Origin of the sequence: Christiangramia fulva (assembly GCF_003024155.1) — a bacterium.
Lineage (GTDB): Bacteria > Bacteroidota > Bacteroidia > Flavobacteriales > Flavobacteriaceae > Christiangramia > Christiangramia fulva.
The window spans coordinates 2,253,255-2,272,681 of record NZ_CP028136.1 but is presented as its reverse complement, the minus strand read 5'-3'; the positions used below and the strand labels follow the sequence as shown (position 1 = coordinate 2,272,681).

Sequence of the window (19,427 nt, the reverse complement as noted above, 5' to 3'; positions counted from 1 at the left end):
ATATTCTTTAAAACACATATAACGGGATGGTATAAAATAATACTCTGGCGCTAAGCTTCCATCACCTTTTCTGTATAATATCAAAAGAATAAGAAATGTAGTGTTATTACCAAAAATATCCTTTTTAAGAACCTCTTGTATCCTGCACTGTCTTGTAGTTACTAGTAAAACCCAAACGCCACCGCAAGGACGGTGGCGCTCAAACCAAACAAAACTAAATAGAAACTCTTAATGATTTTTTAATTATAACCAGGATTTTGCTCATATAGGCCTTCCTTGACGGTAATTTGGTCTGAAGGTATAGGATATATAATTTGGTTGGCATCCATAAGATTCATGCGATTTTGCACATCCTCTTCAGGAATCCAGGCATTCATAACTTCTAATACTTTACCGGTACGCACCAGGGAATACCACCTTTTACTTTCAGAAGCAAATTCCCTTCTTCTCTCAGCAAGATACATATCGAGATCGACATTCGTAACATCATCCAATCCAGCACGTTTCCGAACTAAATTAATAATATTATCAACATCGGCAGAATTCCCCGCATTACCCATCAGAATAGCTTCAGCTTTCATCAAAAGAATATCAGTATATCTTATCACCGGGTAATTCAAGCCCCAATCAAAGCGATCCTGACCTGCCTCATTTAGATTGATGAACTTCACAAAGAAAGGCGAAGGATTAAAATGGTCATTTTGATCGGTATAACCCATCAAAATGTTGAAATCTACCCGAATGTCGCCATCGGGGTAGGCAGCAATCAGATCGGCGGAAACTTCTTTACGATCTTCCCCATTGGGGAAGCCCACATCATTGGCTTCCAGATAGCCATTAGGAACGCTTATAGAAGGATAGGATGCACCTGCTCCAGTTCCACCTGTAATGAACTCAATATCAAAAATAATTTCAGGGTTATGTTCATTATCATAGGCAAAGATTGCAGGATAATCATCTACAAAGCCAAAAGGCCCATTAACTATAATATCATTGAATAAAGCAAGCGCCTTATCATACTCCCCACTGTCCAAACCAGGTCCTTCAATTCCGTAAGTTGGCCCCGAACGAGTAAGATAAACCTTTCCAAGAAGGGCTTTTGCCGCCCAGGAAGTCGCTTTTCCTACCAGATTATTAGGATAACTTTCAGGAAGATTCAACACCGCCTCATTTAGGTCCGAGATGATTAAATCATAAACTTCTGACACCGGGCTTCTCGAGATATTTAAGGTTTCAGTAGGGGTATAAACATGATCTAAAATTGGCACTTTCCCATAAAGTCTCACCAGATCAAAATAAAAGAAAGCGCGCAGAAATTTTGCTTCGGCGATCATGCGGTTACGAATATTGGCATCGGGCACAGCATCTTCGCTTATCTCATCCAACACCGTGTTAGCTCGCATGATTCCCGTATAGTCATTATCCCATTCCCTTGAAACGTCTTCGTTCGTGGCGATTGTAAGATCAAAATTATTAATCTTTTCATAAGGCCTTACGCCAGTTTCAGTAACACCATAGAGATTATCTGATCGCATTTCTGAAAGATAGAACTGCTCATTTGGGTAAATATCTAAAGTACTGTAAATACCAGTTACTGCATCTTCAAAATCTTCGGTGTTTTTGTAGAAGTTGTTACTTCCAACCTCCGAAATTGGGGTTTGATCGAGTTCCTTTGAACAGGAAAGCAGTAGTAAAGAAATAATTGCTACAAAACTTATATTTTTCATCATCATTTTTTTAAAAAGTTATATTAACACCGGTAACAATTGATTTTGACAGGGGAAATGCGCCATAATCGTCACCATTGTTGTTTACCGCTTCCGGGTTAAAACCTCCAACATATTTATCGCCTCCAAAGTAATTTTCAGCGCTGACATAAATCCTGAAAGCTTTAAAAACATCTGAGTTCAATTTCTCTCCCAAAGCATAACCAAGGGTAATATTTCTGATTCTCCAATAATCTGAAGGATATAACCAATCTGTATTCTTAATCCTTCCAAAGTTAGAGTTGGCCTTACCATCTTCTCCGTTTCCTGGATTTTCTGGTGATCTCCACCTGTTACGGTGTGTTCCCAGCACGTTCTGATTAAAGCCCATTCCGGTACGGTCTATCGCCCTACCGAAAGTTGAATATATCTTTCCGCCGGTTTGTCCCTGCACGAGAACACTCAGATCAAATCCTTGATAGTATAGACTGTTACTAACCCCCCAAACATAATCGGGATTTGGATGTCCTGAAAGTTGACGATCGGCAGGGCTTATTACCCCATCGCCGTTTGCATCGACATACTTAGGATCCCCGACCGTCTGATTCCCGTAAAGAGCTGCACCATTGTCAATATCTTCCCGCGAAAGTATTCCGTCCTGATGAACAAGATAAAGGCTGTACAATGGCTCTCCGACCATAAGGATATTGTGCTGAATATCGAAGGAACCACCCAGAATGGGAGAGTTATCAGGACCCAGTTGTTTCACTTCATTGGAGTTATGACTCAAATTGAAGTTGGAAGTCCACCTGAAGTCACCTACAAAGTTCCTTGTTGTTAATTCCAGTTCCCATCCACGATTCTCAACCTTACCGATATTGGTTACGGTATTTGAAAAACCAGATGCTGTAGGAACCGGTACATTGAGTAAAAGATCAGAGTTCGTTTTCACATAATAATCAAGGGAGGTAAAGATCCTATCATTAAAGATTCCTATATCCGCTCCTACATCTATAGTTTCAGATTCTTCCCAGCTAAGATCGGGGTTTGCGGAATTCAGAGGCACCTGACCCACGGCAAGATTTCCCCCATAAGAATAATTGGAAAAGCCAATCCTGGAAATGCTGGCATAGTCATCAGAGAATCCATTGTTTCCTGCCAACCCCCAACTTGCCCTGAACTTAAAGGCACTAAAAAAGTCACTATCCTTCATAAAATCCTCTTTATCCAGGTTCCATCCCACAGAGGCTGAAGGAAATACACCCCATTTGGTATCCTTACCGAAGTTGGAGGACCCGTCACGACGGATACTAGCCGTTGCTAAATACTTCCCATTATACCCATACTGAACCCTTCCGAAATAAGACACTAAAACCTTTTTTGTCTCCCATGTAAAAGTTCTGCTGGCACTGATATTATTTGCAGCATTAAGAGTGGTGATTAAATCCGAACCGAAACCATCGGCCGCAACGATCCTTTGATTATCGAATTTGAAGGTACTATAAGAAAAGCCAGCCAGTAAAGAAAGATTATGGTTTTCACTGAAAGTATGGTTATAATTAAGAGTTTGTTCAGTTACAAAATTTTGTTTCTGATAAGAACTAAAGCTTCCCGCTGCCTGGCGACTTCTACTTACAAAGGAAGGCCTGAAAAATTTATCCTTAGATTCCGTATTATCGAAATTCAGCGTCGATTTAAAATTCAAACCTGGTAAAAATTCATAGTTTGCATATAATGTAGAAAGTGTTCTGGAAATTCTGTTTTCTCCAACTGTATTTTGCACGACCCTAATTGGACTTGGACTTCCTCCTCCCCAGGGATAATTAGTATTGTCCCCAATATTATAATCCAGCCCATCTTCAGAGATAGGAGCAGCTGACACGGCATGATGCAATTCCTGGTCCTTTCCTTCCACCCCTGGATCGGTAAACAAGGAATAAGATGGTGCCAGATTAATTCCGAAGCTAAGTTTATCATTCAAGTTTATATCAATATTGGCTCTGGCCGAATATCGCTTATAGCCAACACCAATTGCCACGCCTTCCTGGTTAAGATGTTCCCCGGATACGTAATATCGCACGCTCTCATTCCCTCCTTTTGCTGATAGCTGATAACTCTGCACAATTCCTGTCCTGAACAACTCGTCCTGCCAGTCTATATAATCCAGTTCAGGATGTCCGGGTTCAAACCAGCGATCGTCTTTTATAAGACTTGCATTGAAACCACCCAGAATAGCCTCCCTTTCGGCACTTGTTTGATTTGCCGTTCTTCCTTCGCCAGAATGTACCCAGTTGTAGTCGATCATTTCTGTAGCTCTTTCTATCCATTCTTCTGCATTGAGAATATCAAGCTTTTTTGCAGTTTTATTAATACCCACGGAAGTATTCAAACTAATCTGTGCTTTACCTTCAGAACCAGATTTAGTGGTGATAAGAACAACACCATTTGAAGCCCTGGATCCATAAATAGCGGCAGCAGCAGCATCTTTCAGTACCTGGATCGAAGCGATGTCACTGGGGTTAATGTTATCCAAAGGATTTCCTGAAGAAAAATCTCCATTTACATTCTGCGTAGAAGGCTCCAGTGGAAAACCATCTACAACATATAAAGGCTGATTATTTGCAGAAATAGACCCCGTACCCCTTATTTGAACCGAAAAGCCTTTCCCAGGCAATCCACTCGTCTGCTTCACCCTAACTCCCGCCATTTGTCCAACCATGGCCTGATCTACTTTGTTAATAGGTCTTTCTTCCAAATTTTTAGTATCCATTGTTGCGACAGAAGTAGTGATATTCGATTTCTTTTGAGTTCCATATCCCACCAATACAACCTCATCCAACTCCGCACTATTAGGCTTCATAACCACAGCTATACGATCTTGTGACCCTACTGTTTTTTCAATCGATTGCATCCCAAGAAAAGAGAAAACAAGGACATCTTCGGGAGAAGCCATTAAGCTAAAATTTCCATCGAAATCCGTCTGCGTTCCTCGCGAAGTTCCTTTTACCAATACATTCACCCCTGGAAGAGGAATGTTATCGGCATCGGTAACTGTTCCTTTTACTGTTTTTTCCTGAGCTAGTATAGTGACACTTGTCAATAAACTTGCTAATAACAGGAAAAAATGTTTTGTAAGTTTTTTCATATAATAATATGATTTTAAAATTTGTGGTGATAATAGGTTAAAACGTGGGTCGAATTTATTTTTAATTCTCAATTGTAGTATCCTGTACTGTACTGATTCCATTAGAAAAAGGGCGATTTCAGGTTGCATGGATTCCCTTCTTAGCTCCCTAGAAAGTTGGATCGATCCCTTTTTTAAAACAACCTCTAGCGTACCCAAATATGTTCCCGGGAAGTATACTTTTTTATTACTATAAAATCATATTCTAAATAAAAGTTTCATGGTTTAATAACTAAAACTGAAATTATAATCTGAAATCCTGCTCCCTCATGTATCATCAACAGGACGGCACAGGATACAATAGGAAGAACAAAGCATTAATTTAGGTTCACATTTCCCCATACATAATCCCTATGAAGTCACTAAATCAGTTATCGAAATCGATACTTCTCTTATCTGTAGTATCGTTATTTTTTGCGTGTAAGAATGAAAACAGACTATCCATGAATGAAAAGAAGGTGAACCAGAAGGAAATTCCGATTCTTGAAACTGGAAGCCTAAAGACTATGCCGGAAGCATGGATTGATAAAGATACCCATCATAAAATTATAAAGCTCATCCTCAGGAAAGGAAATAACCGAAGTTTCTATTTTCATAATAACCCTTTTCTTCCCACTAAAGATGGCAAAGGTACTTTAATGGTTTTCTATGGAGATACTAATGATGGGAACCAATTATTTACAGTCAATCTAAATACCAAAGAGTTAGAACAAATTACACATAAACCGGGAAACAAAAGGGGGGAAATCGTTGGAGCAAAGACCAGGAAAGTGTATTACAAAAACAATGACAGCATTTTTTCTACAGATATAGATACTCATGAAGATCATTTTGTCTTTAAATTTCCGGAGGGATTGATCGGATCGGCGAGCACTTTGAATGCCGATGAAAAACTTTTGGGAGGCGTCATTATTACCAAAGAAGAGCAGGAGATCTTCAATAAAAATCCAGACAAGAGTGATTACTTCAATAAAATATATGAGGCGAAACTGGAACGTTCCCTGGTCACCATTGATATTGCCAGCGGAAAACTTCAGAAATTTTTCACTGAAGATGCCTGGTTGAATCACGAACAGTTTTCCCCTACAGATCCAGACCTCTTTATGTACTGCCATGAAGGCCCCTGGCATAAAGTAGACCGCATCTGGACGATAGATATTAATAAGCTGAAACCCCACCTGATGCATTATCGAACGGTAAACCGGGAAATTGCTGGGCATGAATTTTTTAGCCCTGACGGAAAGAAAATTTGGTTCGACCTTCAGATACCAAGAGGAGAAACTTTTTATCTTGCGGGAAAGAATATCAAAACCGGAAAGGAAATACGCTATGCCTTAAAAAGGAACGAATGGTCCATTCATTATAACATTTCACCAGATATGGAGACTTTCGCCGGAGATGGTGGAGATGAAAGCCAGGTAGCTCATGCCAAAGACGGCCAATGGATCTACCATTTTACTCCTGCAGGGGACAGCCTTTCTTCGGAAAAACTGGTAAATATGGCACATCATAATTATGAGTTGGAGCCGAATGTTCATTTTTCGCCTGACGGAAAATGGATAATTTTCAGAGCCAATTTTGAGGGGAAAACAAATGTTTATGCCGTAGAGCTGGAAACAACTAATATTTAAAATCTAATAATGAACAAAAAAATCTTAATCATATTAAGCTTGTTTGCCAGCCTTCCAAATCTATGGAGTCAGCAAACTAATGATACTGCTTCCGTTTTTCCACCGGAGACCAGCCGCACCTCAAAACCCTGGACCCGTTGGTGGTGGATGGGAAATGCAGTAGATAAGAAAAATCTGAAAGAAAACCTCATCGTATTGCATAATGCCGGATTGGGCGGCGTGGAGATCACCCCCATTTATGGCATAAAGGGAGAGGAAGAGAATTTTATCGACTATCTCTCCCCTAAATGGATGGAAATGCTGGGCTATACCATTCATATAGCCGATAGTCTAGATATGGGGGTAGATATGGTGCTGGGCACGGGCTGGCCTTATGGTGGCCCAAAAGTAAGTGCTGAAAATGCAGCCACTAAACTGGTGGTAAACAAATATCAACTTGAAAATGGGGAAAGAATAAAGAAAAACATAGAAGTTGATCCTGAAAAAGAAAAGAATTATACCCGTCTTTTATATGTTCTTGCCTTCGGAGAAGACGGCACCTATAAAAACTTAACTGATGAGCTCAAGGGAAAATTTTTGAACTGGAAAGCACGTAAGGAAGATTATACGATCTATGCCGTTTATGCGGGCAAAACGGGACAGATGGTGAAGCGGGCAGCTCCAGGAGGAAAAGGTTTTACCTTAGATCATTATTCAGAGGAAGCACTGCATGAATATTTGCAGCCTTTCAACAAAGCCCTGCAGGGCTACGAAGGAAAAATTCATTCCATCTTTAATGACAGTTATGAAGTATATGGAACTAATTTCACTCCCAAATTTTTCGTTGAATTTGAAAAGAGACGTGGCTATGATCTCAAGCCATACCTCCCGCTTTTATTAAAGGAAGAAGATTCTGAAGAAGCTAACAGAGTCAAGAGCGACTACCGCGAAACACTTTCAGACCTGTTACTTCACAATTTTGATGAACCCTGGACAGCGTGGGCGCATTCAAAAGGATTTAAAAGTCGTTTACAGGCGCATGGTTCTCCCGGCAATCTAATTGACCTTTATGCCTCTGCCGATACGCCTGAATGTGAAACCTTCGGCTCTATGCCCTTCGATATTCCTGGTTTCCGTCGCCTAGAGAAAAATATTAGAGAAGGAGATGCCGACCCGGTAATGCTTAAATTCTCTTCGTCTGCGGCCCATATATCAGGAAAACCGCTCACCTCTTCGGAAACTTTTACCTGGCTCAGAGATCATTTCAAAACGGCTTTGTCTCAAACCAAACCCGAAGCAGAAGAGTTAATGCTCAACGGAATCAACCACATCTATCTACATGGCAATGCCTACTCCCCCGAGCGTGCAAAGTGGCCCGGTTGGAAGTTTTATGCCGCTGTGAACTTTAGCCCTGATAACACTATTTGGGAAGATGCCCCTGCCCTTTTCTCTTATATCTCCAACTGCCAATCCCTGCTTCAGGCTGGAAAAGCCGATAACCAGACTTTGCTATACTGGCCGATCTACGATGTTTGGGGGAAATATCTCGACGGGCAGCTTTTTTTTCAATTCAAGATCCATTCCCTGGATGAATGGCTTCACGAAACACCTTTTTACAAACTTACTAATGACCTGATGAAAAAAGGTTTTCAGCTGGATTTTATTTCAGATAGCTATATAGCAAAAGCCAAGGTGAAAGACGGTAAACTGTTATTACCCGGTGGAAGCTATAAAACACTTGTCATTCCCGATACTAAAAGAATGAAATTGGCAACCCTCCAAAAACTACTATCTTTGAAAAAGCAGGGAGCAAATATTATTTTTCAGGGCCTTCCCGAAACGGTACCTGGCATTAAAAATTACAAAGAGGAAACGCAGGAACTTAAGAAAACACTTAACGAAAATAAAGATCGTATAAGGCAGTCTTCAGATATTCAAGCGTCTCTAAAAGAATCTGGGGTACTTCCTGAGTCTCTTGTCGATAAAGGACTAAAATACATCCGAAGGGATGAAAATGGAAACAAAATCTATTTCCTTGTCAATCACACTTCTGAGGCTATAGCCGACTTTATACCTCTTAACGGCCACTATTCCGAAGTAAATATTTTTGACCCTCTAACAGGAAAAACCGGGAAAGCCGTAACAAAAAGCCAGGCAGACCAGACGCTGGTAAAAATAAACCTAGAACCCGGAAAATCTTTATTTCTGAAGACCGGAGAAATCCAGGGAAGTAAAAACTGGAAGTATTACGAAATTGCAGGAAACAGTTTTCCCCTTGACGGTAGCTGGAATATCTCTTTTGAAAAAGGAGGTCCGGAACTACCAGAGGATACCATACTTACCCAACTTGAAAGCTGGACGAAATTGAGCAAAAAAGCCGAAGCTTTTTCAGGAACCGCATCCTACCAATTGGAATTTGACAAACCTGAGGCAGATGCTGATAGTTGGATGTTAAATCTTGGCGATGTGCGGGAAAGTGCCAAAGTATGGTTGAATGGGAAATATATAGGGGACGCATGGTCGGTTCCCTTCAAAATAAATATTGGTGAATTAAAAGAAGGTAAAAATACTTTAACGCTGAAGATAACGAATCTTCCCGCGAATAGGGTTCGGGATATGGAGCTTCGAGGTGAGGAATGGAAGATCTTTTATGAAATCAACATGGTAGACAAAGATTACAAAAAGTTTGATGCTACCAAATGGGAGCCAACCCCTTCCGGTCTGCTTGGACCTGTTTCGATGACTCCTTTAAGATTAGACCACGAAAATTCAAACAACCACAATTAGTCAAGATGAAAAAAAACCTTTTTCTCAGATCATTGATACTATTTCTTTCATTTCAGGTTTCTTCTGTTTATGCACAAACCACTATCGACAGGCAGGAGGTTTTGAACAAGATGCAACTGGCCAACAACTACTTTATGCAAAAATGGCCCGATGTAGGAAAAACCATCATTACCAATAAAGAAAGGCCTAGCAATATCTGGACCCGTTCGGTATATTATGAAGGCCTTATGGCCTTACATGAGATTTATCCAAGCAAAGAATATTATAAATACGCAAAAGATTGGGCCGATTTTCACAACTGGGGTTTCAGAAGCGGAAATATTACCCGCAATGCCGACGACTATTGTGCTGCACAAACTTATATTGACCTTTATCAGCTGGAACCAAAACCTGAAAAACTAAAGAATACCCGAGCCTGTATGGAAAAATTTCTGCATACTCCGCAGAATGACGACTGGTCCTGGGTGGATGCAATTCAAATGGGAATGCCGGTTTTTGCGAAAATGGGCGTGGTTGAGAATGATCCCCGGTATTTTGAAAAAATGTACGACATGTATATGTTTACCCGGAACCATCACGGAAAGAACGGATTGTTCAATGAAGAGGACGGCCTTTGGTGGCGCGATGCCGATTTTGCACCGCCTTACAAAGAACCAAATGGCGAAGATGCCTATTGGAGCCGGGGGAACGGCTGGGTGATAGGAGCTCTGGCAAAAGTATTATCCATCATTCCTGAAGATGCCCCACATCGGGAACAATATGTAGAAGACCTGCAGACGATGGCCAAAGCACTTAAAAAGGTGCAGCGCAAAGATGGGTTTTGGAATGTGAGCCTACATGATGAAAGCCACTTTGGCGGGCCCGAATTATCTGGCACTGCCCTTTTTGTCTACGCGATAGCTTACGGAGTTAACCATGGACTTCTTGACAGGAAGGAATACCTTCCCGTGATCAGGAAAGGCTGGAATGCAATGGCCAAGGAAAGTTTGCATGACAATGGTTTTCTGGGCTACGTGCAATCTACAGGAAAAGAGCCAAAAAACGGGCAGCCACTTACATACGACAAAGTCCCAGATTTTGAAGACTACGGCCTGGGGTGCTTTTTACTGGCCGGAAGTGAGGTTTACAAACTAGAAATATGATCTAAAAACACATAGTTAAATTGATAATAACATTATAAATGAAGAACCTATTTTACCTGTTTTTATTCCTGATCTTACCTCTTGACCATACGAATGCCCAAACTAAAATATTTCCTCTCTGGCCGGAGAAGATCCCCGGCACCAAAACCGCTTCTTCATACACGGAAGAACAGCAGTTGGATTCAGAGGGAGAGGTGAAGAGCCTCAGTAAAGTTAAAACACCCACTTTGGCTGTATTTCTTCCGCAGCAGGATAAGGCCAATGGAACAGCGGTGATCATTTGTCCAGGTGGTGGCTATAGCCATCTGGCTATCAACAAGGAGGGTTATAAGGTAGCCGAGTGGCTGAATTCATTAGGAGTTACCGCCTTTGTTTTGAAATACCGCCTTCCCAGTGATCAGATCATGGAAGATAAGACCATTGGTCCTCTTCAGGATGCCCAGCGGGCACTGCGAATGGTTCGAAGAAATGCTGATAAATGGAATCTTGATCCCTTCAAAATCGGGATCATGGGATTCTCAGCCGGCGGACATCTGGCTGCCATGCTCTCCACTCATTACGACCAAGAAGTTTATAAGGTAAAGGACAGCGTGAGTGCCCGGCCAGATTTTTCCATACTCCTTTATCCCGTAGCTTCCATGCAGAATGAAATCACCCATAAAGGATCCCAGGAAAGTTTATTAGGCAAGAATGCTTCACAGAAGAAAAAGGACGAATATTCCAACGAACTGCAGGTTGATGAGAATACTCCCATGGCTTTTCTTGTTCATGCTGCTGATGACGGTGCCGTTCCGGTTGAGAACAGCATCAGGTATTTCCTTGCACTTAAAGACCGTAATGTAAAAGGAGAACTTCATGTCTTCCAAAAAGGAGGCCACGGATTTGGAATGGGTAGAAATCTTCCCGCTACCCAATGGCCAAAAACTTTGGCCAATTGGCTTCGCGTGAATGAATTAATTCCAAAACAAATTGATTCCGTCTGCTTATTCTCATATTTTAAAGGGAATGGCGAGGATGGCCTCCATTTAGCCTATAGTAAAAACGGACTGGAATGGAAGCATATGAACAATGATCGATCGTATCTGAAACCGGAATTGGGTAAGGAAAGATTAATGCGCGACCCATGCATAATTCGAGGAAAAGATGGAAATTACCATATGGTGTGGACGGTTGGTTGGACCGCAAAAGGTATAGGTTATGCTACTTCCAAGGACTTGATTCACTGGAGTGAACAAAAGTTTATTCCGGTCATGGAAAAAGAGAAAAATGCCAGAAATTGTTGGGCTCCTGAAATAAACTATGATGCCAAAAATGACAGGTATATCATCTATTGGGCTACCACTATCGACGGTAAATTTCCGGAAACACAAAACAGCACTGACAATGGTTACAATCACAGGATGTATTACACCGCCACTAAAGATTTTCAAGAATTTACTCCTGCCAAACTTTTATTCGATCCCGGATTTAACATTATTGATGCCACGATCAAAGAATCCGGAAACACTTTTTATATGTTTTTAAAAGATGAAACCAGAAATCCTCCTAAAAAAAATATTAAAATAGCTACTTCTAAAAATATTACCGGTCCATATACCAACATATCAGAGCCTATAACAGGAAAATACTGGGCAGAAGGACCAACTGTCATAAAAATTGGAGATTACTGGTATGTTTATTTCGATAAATACATTGAAAAAAAATATGGGGCCATAAGATCTAAAAACCTCAAAGATTGGGAAGATGTCACCGGGCTCGTTTCATTTCCAAATGGCGCCCGACACGGAACTGTTTTTAAAGTTTCAAAAGTTGAATTTGAGAAGTTACGTAATATTGCTAACGGTCAATTTTAAAAAATAACAGTTTGGTAATTTTAACTTCTTGTTCCCATCCAAAAAGGTAGGAGTTACAAACAGATGATCACTACACCCTTCAGACCTCTGTTCATTTATTTCAAAAAGATAACTATAAGCAGGTATTTTGCTTTTATAACGGGTAAACATAATACAAGGCCGTTACCGTAATAAATATTAGGAATTATCTGGAACCAAAAGTCGGATTTAATAATTTCCCCACAAATATTTTTCCCTCTAAATGATGATCCTTTATGAATTTTAGAGGTTTATACAGATTTTAAAAATAAACTCTACTATTAAGACAATATATTGATTGCCCTGGGATTTTTCAAAAATTATTATTGGTGAGTTTATGAAATTGGGCCAAAAAAAGCTGTGCTTCTTTATTATTAAAACTGTTTAAAATAAAAATAATTGGGGCCAGAACCCCAGTTATTTTTTGACTCATTATAAATTTTATACAGTAATGAAAGAAAAAGACACTTTAACTTTATTTAAAAAAATTAATTTGGTAGAATTTCGAAGGACTTAATAGGTCCATAACGTCCAGAATCATCCTGTGTGGTCACAATGCCGATCGAAATTAATGTAGTTTCATCAACTGTAAAATCAATATCGTAAGTCATATTTGAACTGGTGACACGCTCGTAACCAAGAACTTCGGGAGCAGTGGGAATATCTTCAACATCTGGAAGGCCTTCCACTTTTGCCACTACTATGTAATAGCCACCTTCATCAGATTCTGAATAATTATTTGCATTGAACACCACTTCCAGTGTATAGTCCGTCGGTCCTGCTGTCACAGTTTGATATATTTTTCCATTAACAATCGAAGGAGCTCCCCATCCAGATTCCACATTAAAACCATTTCTGGAATCCCATCCGCCGTAACCATCGTGGTTTTTTATAGCATCATTAGTAATCCAATCTGCAAGTATCCCCCATCTTCCATTAACTTCTGAGGCTTCAAAAGAGCTTGCGTTCTTTAAGACCGGGAACTGGAATGGGGTAACACTGGCATAATCGGTATATATAGTATCTAAAGCTAAAGTCGAGGGAATAAACGCTGTTCGGTATTTGTAAGTTGAACCACTATTAAAATCAGTAACATTCAAATTATTCCTATTCACATCCAGAAACAATTTTTCTGTTTCCCCTGAAGTATCTTCATATATAAATTCTGTTCCAATCACCCCGGTAGTTTTATCAATCATACCAAAACTAACCTCCAAAGTACTATCAATTAACATACTAGATTCTAAGGGTCGATTCACCAGGCTATTAATGTAATTTGATCCAAATACTTCTGCCCCAGCTGAAACTACTTCGGAGCTATTTCCGTTCGCATCAATTGTTTTAACATTAAAAACATGCAGGCCTTCTTCAAGATTCCCAATCTCTTTCCTAATAGTATCCTGAGCATTTACAGGAAGCATTATAGAATCTGTATTATCCCAAGAAATACTTACCTGGGAAACATTGGGGTCTTCTATTATTCCCTCAACCAATACCCTATTTTGGCCAGACATAATTATCAGGGATTGGACTTTTCCCACTTTAGAAGCATTGTTATTTAGCAATGAATCATAATCGTCTTTTTCGCAGGAAAAAATTCCGAGGGTCAAAATTAGGGTCAGCAAAATTAGAAGATATCCGGATAGATGTTTCATTTCTTATGATTTTAAAGAATTAATAAGATTAGCTTCAATGGTAAAAAAATGCTAAACTCATTATTTGTATAAAAATAGCTTCTAATATATATAATAGCATCCTGTAGTATCCTGAATTTTACTGCGATGTATATATCTTAATCGATATATTATGAAAATGATTATGAATTATTTCTTTCAATTTATAGAAATACACACGTAAATAAGCCGAGAGGTCTGGGATTTATATTTTAGCATGTTAGTTTTTAGTTTATTCCACGCTTTTATTAACGCTTAACCAGTTTATTAAGTTTCAAAACTTGTATGCTGTCGCTATTCTTCGAAACAATTATATAAATTCCCTTATTATTAGATAAAAATTCTGCGTCTCGCACATCTCCTTCAATCCAGACACCTAATTTATTTTCGGGTACACAATCAAATTCTCCATTACCTTTACCTAATAACAACAGACCTTTGCTAGCATCTACAGGACCATATTCTACTTTGAATGGATAATAATTTCCGGTTAACAGAATGTCTTGAATGTTGTCGTTATTAAAATCAAATATATTTATGCCTTCAATAGCCGAAAACTGGGCCTTCATAGGAAGTTCATGTTTTTCAAAATGATTCCCTTTGTTTTCAAGATAAATACTTTTAAGTTCATATACTTCCAAATGCTTAGCTTTTTCAAGCTGTTCAGGGCCAAACACCTCCCTTAAATTAGCATTAGCATATTGTTCATACTTTAAATATCTCTTTTTGATCATAGGGAAAGCATCTTGTAATTCATCCAATGAAGCAATTGGATATCTTTCTCCAAGTATATAGCTGCTAATTACAGGACTCATTACACCATCTCCTCTAAAATCACCAATATAAGCTTCTAAAGGTTCTGATTCAGAAACTTTAAATGGCAAATTGGGACTCATATTTCCAACAATAAGATCCATATCTCCATCCCCGTCTATATCAGAATTTTCAATACTTTGCCACAAACCATTGCTTTTTCCTAAACCGTATTCATTAGTCTTTTCTATAAGTTTTCCATTATTATTAATATAAACTTTGATAGGCATCCATTCTCCTACTAGAACAAGGTCTAACCAATCATCATCATTCAAATCGGTCCAAATAGCATCAGTAACAATTCCTGGCTGCCTTAGTTTTTCATTAATTTCCCTTGTAGCAATAGTAAATTTAATTTCTCCCTTGGAGAGGTTACTATCATTTCTAAGAATACCTCCTAAGGAAGAGTTGGGATAATCACCAGGTTCACTTCCTCCGCCAATAAAAAGATCCTGATCTCCATCATTATCATAATCACCTGCAACAACAATGCTTCCGTTCGAATAAGCAATCGGTAGAACACCCTCTTTTGCTTTTTCAAATTTTCCATTACCTTGGTTAATATAAAGTCTGTCCATCAATACCTTGGGATCACTATATTTTTGGCTTCCTCCATCAACAACATACAGATCCATATCTCCATCACCGTCTGCATCAAAAAAAGTTGACCCTGTAGATTCAAAGGCTTCGGTTTTTGACCAAAAATTTACATCAACCTTTTTAAACTTTCCTTTGGGATCAGAAATAAACAAAGCGTCTGGTTGCCCCAAAGCTCCTCCAATAAATAAATCATCCAAGTTATCACCATTCACATCGGCTACGGCCATTTTTGGCCCAGACATGGAACTTTGTTTAAGCGCGAGACGGTTTACTTTAAAATCAATGTATTTATTCTCTTTGTGCTCATAAACAATACCTGAATTATTAACCTGTTCAAAAAATTTCTTATTCGGTAATGAATCAGCCCCCTTTTGAGAAATTTTGGCGTCGGCTTGATCCAATTGTAAAACCTGGTTCGACTTAACATTATTCCGGATTGTCAAACGCCCGTCAGGCCACTGAATTTTAACATTGACCTTGTGGGATTTCCCAAGGCCAAAAAACATCTTTGGGTCTACTGAAGACTGATAACCTCTAACATTGTAGTGCTCTATGAATTGATTTGAAGAATCAGTAGATACCCAGATTTTAGACCCAAGTGCCAGTGTATTCTTTCCTTCACCCTTCAAATCAATTTCCAGGTAATTATTTTTTAGTTTATCTGCGTTATTCCGATAAATACTTACTGGCTGATTAGTATTAGACACAACTAAATCAAGATCCCCATCATTATCCAAATCGCCATACGCAGCTCCCGTTGAAACTGTGGGAGCAGACAAACCCCATTCTTGAGTTACGTCTTTAAAGTTTAAACCATTGGTGTTTTTAAACATGTAATTTGGAATTTTGGTCGAAGACATCTTTTTTACCAATTCATAAATAACATCGGAATATTGTTTTTTTCCTTTTTTCCCAAATAATTCACCACCTTTCCTTCTCACTTTAGCCACCGCCTGATCAACTTCGAACTTCATAAAATCTTTATTGGTGAAGTCTTTTAAATATCCATTAGTAATATATAAATCTTTTAATCCGTCGCTATCAAAATCGGCAACTAAAGGCGCCCAGCTCCAGTCGGTATTGGATATTCCGGTGAGTTGACCAATCTCACTAAAACGAGGCACTTTTTCTTTATCTATACCTTGATTGAGTTGAAACATGTTTCTCATTTGCTGTTTATGATAACCACTATCAATAGCTAAATGGTATAAATCATATTGATCTGGACCTTTTAATATTTTTTGACGATAATTATCCTCAGGAATCATATCCAATGTAACCAGATCAATTTGGCCATCATTATTTATATCGGTGGCATCATTGCCCATTGAAAATTTAGAAATGTGACCAAACGATTTTTTAGAAGTTTCCGTAAAAGTCCCATCTCCGTTATTTAAATACAAAAAGTCCTGCTCCACATAATCATTAGACACGTAGATATCCGGCCAATTATCGTCATTTACATCACTAATGGAAACTCCCAAACCAAAATTTAATCCGCTACCGTGAATACCAGCTTCTTCACTAACATTAACAAAACTGCCATTATCATTTCTATACAAAATATTTCCATAATATGGATGTCTTGTATTTCTTAGCTTTGTACTATTGTAAAATGGAGAATAGTACTCTTTTGAATGATTTAGAAGAAACACATCAAGGTCTCCATCTAAATCATAGTCTAAAAATGCTGCCTGGGTACTATTGCTTCCAACTGCGTCTAAACCAAAATCTTTTGCTTTATCAATAAATTTTGGCACGCCGTTTTTATCAGGTCCCTGGTTGATAAATAATTGGTTCGAGCGGTCTTCTTTAGTTCCCAATCCAGAGTAGCACACATAAATATCGAGCAATCCATCACTATTGACATCCGCCATACTAGTTCCAGTACTCCAATTCTCTTTTCCTTTAACTCCAGATTGCTGGGTTACATCTTCAAACTCAAAATTTCCTTTATTTAGATATAATTTGTTTTCTACAATATTACCCGTCAGGTACAGATCTGGCAGGTTATCTCCATTTAGATCCCCAATTGCAACACCAGCACCATTATACATATACTCATATTGCATAACATTTAGCTCTTTAGTTTCGATAACTTCGTTGGTAAAAGCAACTTTTGTCTTGGCCGGATCAAGGGAATCAAACATGGTAGAACCGTCTCTTTCCTTATTGCATCCAATAAGAAATAAACTAATACAAATAAATAAAAATCTAAAATTGCTATTAAAGGAAATCATACTAATTTTTATTTGCAAACATAATTGAGGTTCTGGAGATCAAATAAATAGTAGCTACTATATTTTTGGTAGGTAATTTAAGGCAAGAAAAAAGATTGCCCTTATTTTGGCAACCTTTTTCTGGCTCATCAAAATTAATTAATTAAAAAATTACCAACCTAGAATTTGCTTTGCTGCTGGATTCTTATCAATCTCATCCTGTGGTATTGGCAATACATACATTTTTTCAGGGAAATTGCGCTGTTCAACATCAAATATTTCGTAAGTGAACGAACCATCATCATTTTTGTAAGTATGCATACCCTGTACTGGGCCATTCAACAAATCCGGAGCAATCCGCCATCTACGTATATCAAAGTAGCGATGCTCTTCAAATGCCAGTTCAATTCTTCTTTCATTTCGTATCTTAGCTCTCATTTCACTTTGTGAAAGTCCCTCTGGTAAATCGGGCATACCAGCTCTATTTCTTATTGCATTAATAGCATCATATACACTACCATCTGGACCGGATGCTTCATTTTTTGCCTCAGCATAATTCAATAATACCTCTGCATACCTCATAAAAATCCAATCCTGATCACTGGACCTTGAGTATATAACAAGGTCTTCATCGTGAAATTTGCGTACAAAATATCCGGTATGCATAAATACATCATCTCTACCTCCTACGAATAGCTCAACCTTGCGCCCGCGAAATGTCGCGCCGTTATGCACCACAGTTGCTTCAAACCTAGGATCCAGATTATCCCAAGGATGTTTTGGGTCGTAAAGAGGCGACTCATCTTGTGGTTTTCCGTCAATCATATCATAGGAGCCAACGAAATTCTGAGTAGGTAAGTTTCCACCCCACCCAGCATCACTTACTCCCCGGTATGATGCAGGAGTGTTGTATACATCCCAACCCGCATTTGGTGTACCACCGGCATTGGTTTGATGATGTTTATCAGGGTAAAGAAATTTCTTGGCAAATATTATTTCTTCGTTATTTTTAGTCAAGAATAAGGTTCTATAATCTGGAAATAATGAATAGTTTCCGGAAGATATAACTTCGTTAGAAGCTTCAGCAGACTTCTGCCATTTTTCAGCATACAACAACACCCGACCCTTATAAGCCTTGGCCGCTCCAGATGTAGCTCTTCCTGCTTCAATACCCCCCTTAGCAGGGAGAAGTTCAGCTGCCTTGTCGAGATCAGCTATAATAAAGTTTACTACTTCGTCATAGGAAGCTCTTGGAATTTGTAGGTCATCATCAAGGCTCAAGCTTTTATCAATTAGAGGAACACCGGTCGGATCCCCTCCCTCTGATCTATATCCAAACAATCTTAATAGTTTATGATACATAAAACCTCTTAAAAAATATACTTCTCCTTTTAACCTTGAAGCTAATTCCTGATCTTCCAGGCGATCGAGATTCTCCAACGCCACATTAGCTTTTCTTATAAGATTGTAGTAATTACCCCACATATTTCCCCATGGAACATAGGTTGGCAAGAATTGAGCATTCTGCAATAAGGTAGAATGAGTCCACCCCATAGAAACATCTCCATCATCGGAAGCTCCATCTAATAAATAAAGACCTTTCGCCCACCCATCATACCAGCGATCAAAACCAGATGGCATTTCACCATAAATTGCGTTTACAAATTGAATTGCTCCCTGAGGATCACTCCAAACAGTTTCTTCAGTTAACGAATCTTTTGGAACCTGATCGAGAAAATCTTTTTGGCAACCAAATAGAATAAAAATCACCAATAGTCCTCCTAAAACTTTGCCTGATATATTAGATTTTTTTTTCATATCA

Annotated in this window: 9 protein-coding genes; 4 read left to right on the top strand and 5 right to left on the bottom strand. The window is 39.0% G+C overall.

The features are described from left to right. Positions 1–239: 239 nt before the first annotated feature. On the bottom strand, positions 240–1,733 hold the full coding sequence (locus C7S20_RS10190; protein ID WP_227008985.1) for a RagB/SusD family nutrient uptake outer membrane protein: 1,494 nt from the start codon (positions 1,731–1,733) through the stop codon (positions 240–242). 4 nt (positions 1,734–1,737) lie between these two features. Continuing rightward, complete coding sequence (locus C7S20_RS10185) at positions 1,738–4,851, bottom strand: SusC/RagA family TonB-linked outer membrane protein (RefSeq protein ID WP_227008984.1); 3,114 nt, start codon at positions 4,849–4,851, stop codon at positions 1,738–1,740. Between the two features lie 482 nt (positions 4,852–5,333). Between C7S20_RS10185 and C7S20_RS10180 the strand changes: the two genes are divergently transcribed. The 4 genes from C7S20_RS10180 to C7S20_RS10165 are packed head-to-tail and all read left to right on the top strand — an operon-like array spanning position 5,334 to position 12,282. Beyond that, entirely contained in the window at positions 5,334–6,521 is a 1,188-nt protein-coding gene (locus C7S20_RS10180; RefSeq protein ID WP_107012380.1) for an oligogalacturonate lyase family protein, read from the top strand. A gap of 9 nt (positions 6,522–6,530) precedes the next feature. After that, entirely contained in the window at positions 6,531–9,287 is a 2,757-nt protein-coding gene (locus C7S20_RS10175) for a glycosyl hydrolase (RefSeq protein ID WP_107012379.1), read from the top strand. Between the two features lie 5 nt (positions 9,288–9,292). Next, positions 9,293–10,429 carry a glycoside hydrolase family 88/105 protein gene (locus C7S20_RS10170; RefSeq protein WP_107012378.1) on the top strand — a complete coding sequence of 379 codons (1,137 nt, stop codon included), beginning with the start codon at positions 9,293–9,295 and terminating at the stop codon, positions 10,427–10,429. 38 nt (positions 10,430–10,467) lie between these two features. Continuing rightward, the gene (locus C7S20_RS10165) at positions 10,468–12,282 is read left to right on the top strand and encodes a prolyl oligopeptidase family serine peptidase (protein ID WP_107012377.1); all 1,815 of its coding nucleotides are present in this window, start codon (positions 10,468–10,470) and stop codon (positions 12,280–12,282) included. A gap of 506 nt (positions 12,283–12,788) precedes the next feature. On the opposite strand, the gene C7S20_RS10160 is transcribed toward C7S20_RS10165, so the two are convergent. From C7S20_RS10160 to C7S20_RS10150, 3 genes are all read right to left on the bottom strand, one after another. Beyond that, on the bottom strand, positions 12,789–13,955 hold the full coding sequence (locus C7S20_RS10160) for a DUF4998 domain-containing protein (protein ID WP_107012376.1): 1,167 nt from the start codon (positions 13,953–13,955) through the stop codon (positions 12,789–12,791). A gap of 266 nt (positions 13,956–14,221) precedes the next feature. Further along, positions 14,222–17,626, bottom strand: coding sequence for a VCBS repeat-containing protein (locus C7S20_RS10155; RefSeq protein ID WP_107012375.1), 3,405 nt, complete (start codon positions 17,624–17,626; stop codon positions 14,222–14,224). Positions 17,627–17,776: 150 nt separating this feature from the next. Continuing rightward, on the bottom strand, positions 17,777–19,423 hold the full coding sequence (locus tag C7S20_RS10150) for a RagB/SusD family nutrient uptake outer membrane protein (RefSeq protein ID WP_107012374.1): 1,647 nt from the start codon (positions 19,421–19,423) through the stop codon (positions 17,777–17,779). Between the last annotated feature and the right edge of the window lie 4 nt (positions 19,424–19,427).

Coding starts and splice junctions, on each gene's coding strand:
- C7S20_RS10185 (WP_227008984.1), bottom strand. CDS start 4,851: ATGAAAAAACTTACAAAACATTTTTTCCTGTTATTAGCAAGTTTATTG.
- C7S20_RS10165 (WP_107012377.1), top strand. CDS start 10,468: ATGAAGAACCTATTTTACCTGTTTTTATTCCTGATCTTACCTCTTGAC.
- C7S20_RS10170 (WP_107012378.1), top strand. CDS start 9,293: ATGAAAAAAAACCTTTTTCTCAGATCATTGATACTATTTCTTTCATTT.
- C7S20_RS10175 (WP_107012379.1), top strand. CDS start 6,531: ATGAACAAAAAAATCTTAATCATATTAAGCTTGTTTGCCAGCCTTCCA.
- C7S20_RS10180 (WP_107012380.1), top strand. CDS start 5,334: ATGAATGAAAAGAAGGTGAACCAGAAGGAAATTCCGATTCTTGAAACT.
- C7S20_RS10190 (WP_227008985.1), bottom strand. CDS start 1,733: ATGATGATGAAAAATATAAGTTTTGTAGCAATTATTTCTTTACTACTG.
- C7S20_RS10150 (WP_107012374.1), bottom strand. CDS start 19,423: ATGAAAAAAAAATCTAATATATCAGGCAAAGTTTTAGGAGGACTATTG.
- C7S20_RS10155 (WP_107012375.1), bottom strand. CDS start 17,626: ATGATTTCCTTTAATAGCAATTTTAGATTTTTATTTATTTGTATTAGT.
- C7S20_RS10160 (WP_107012376.1), bottom strand. CDS start 13,955: ATGAAACATCTATCCGGATATCTTCTAATTTTGCTGACCCTAATTTTG.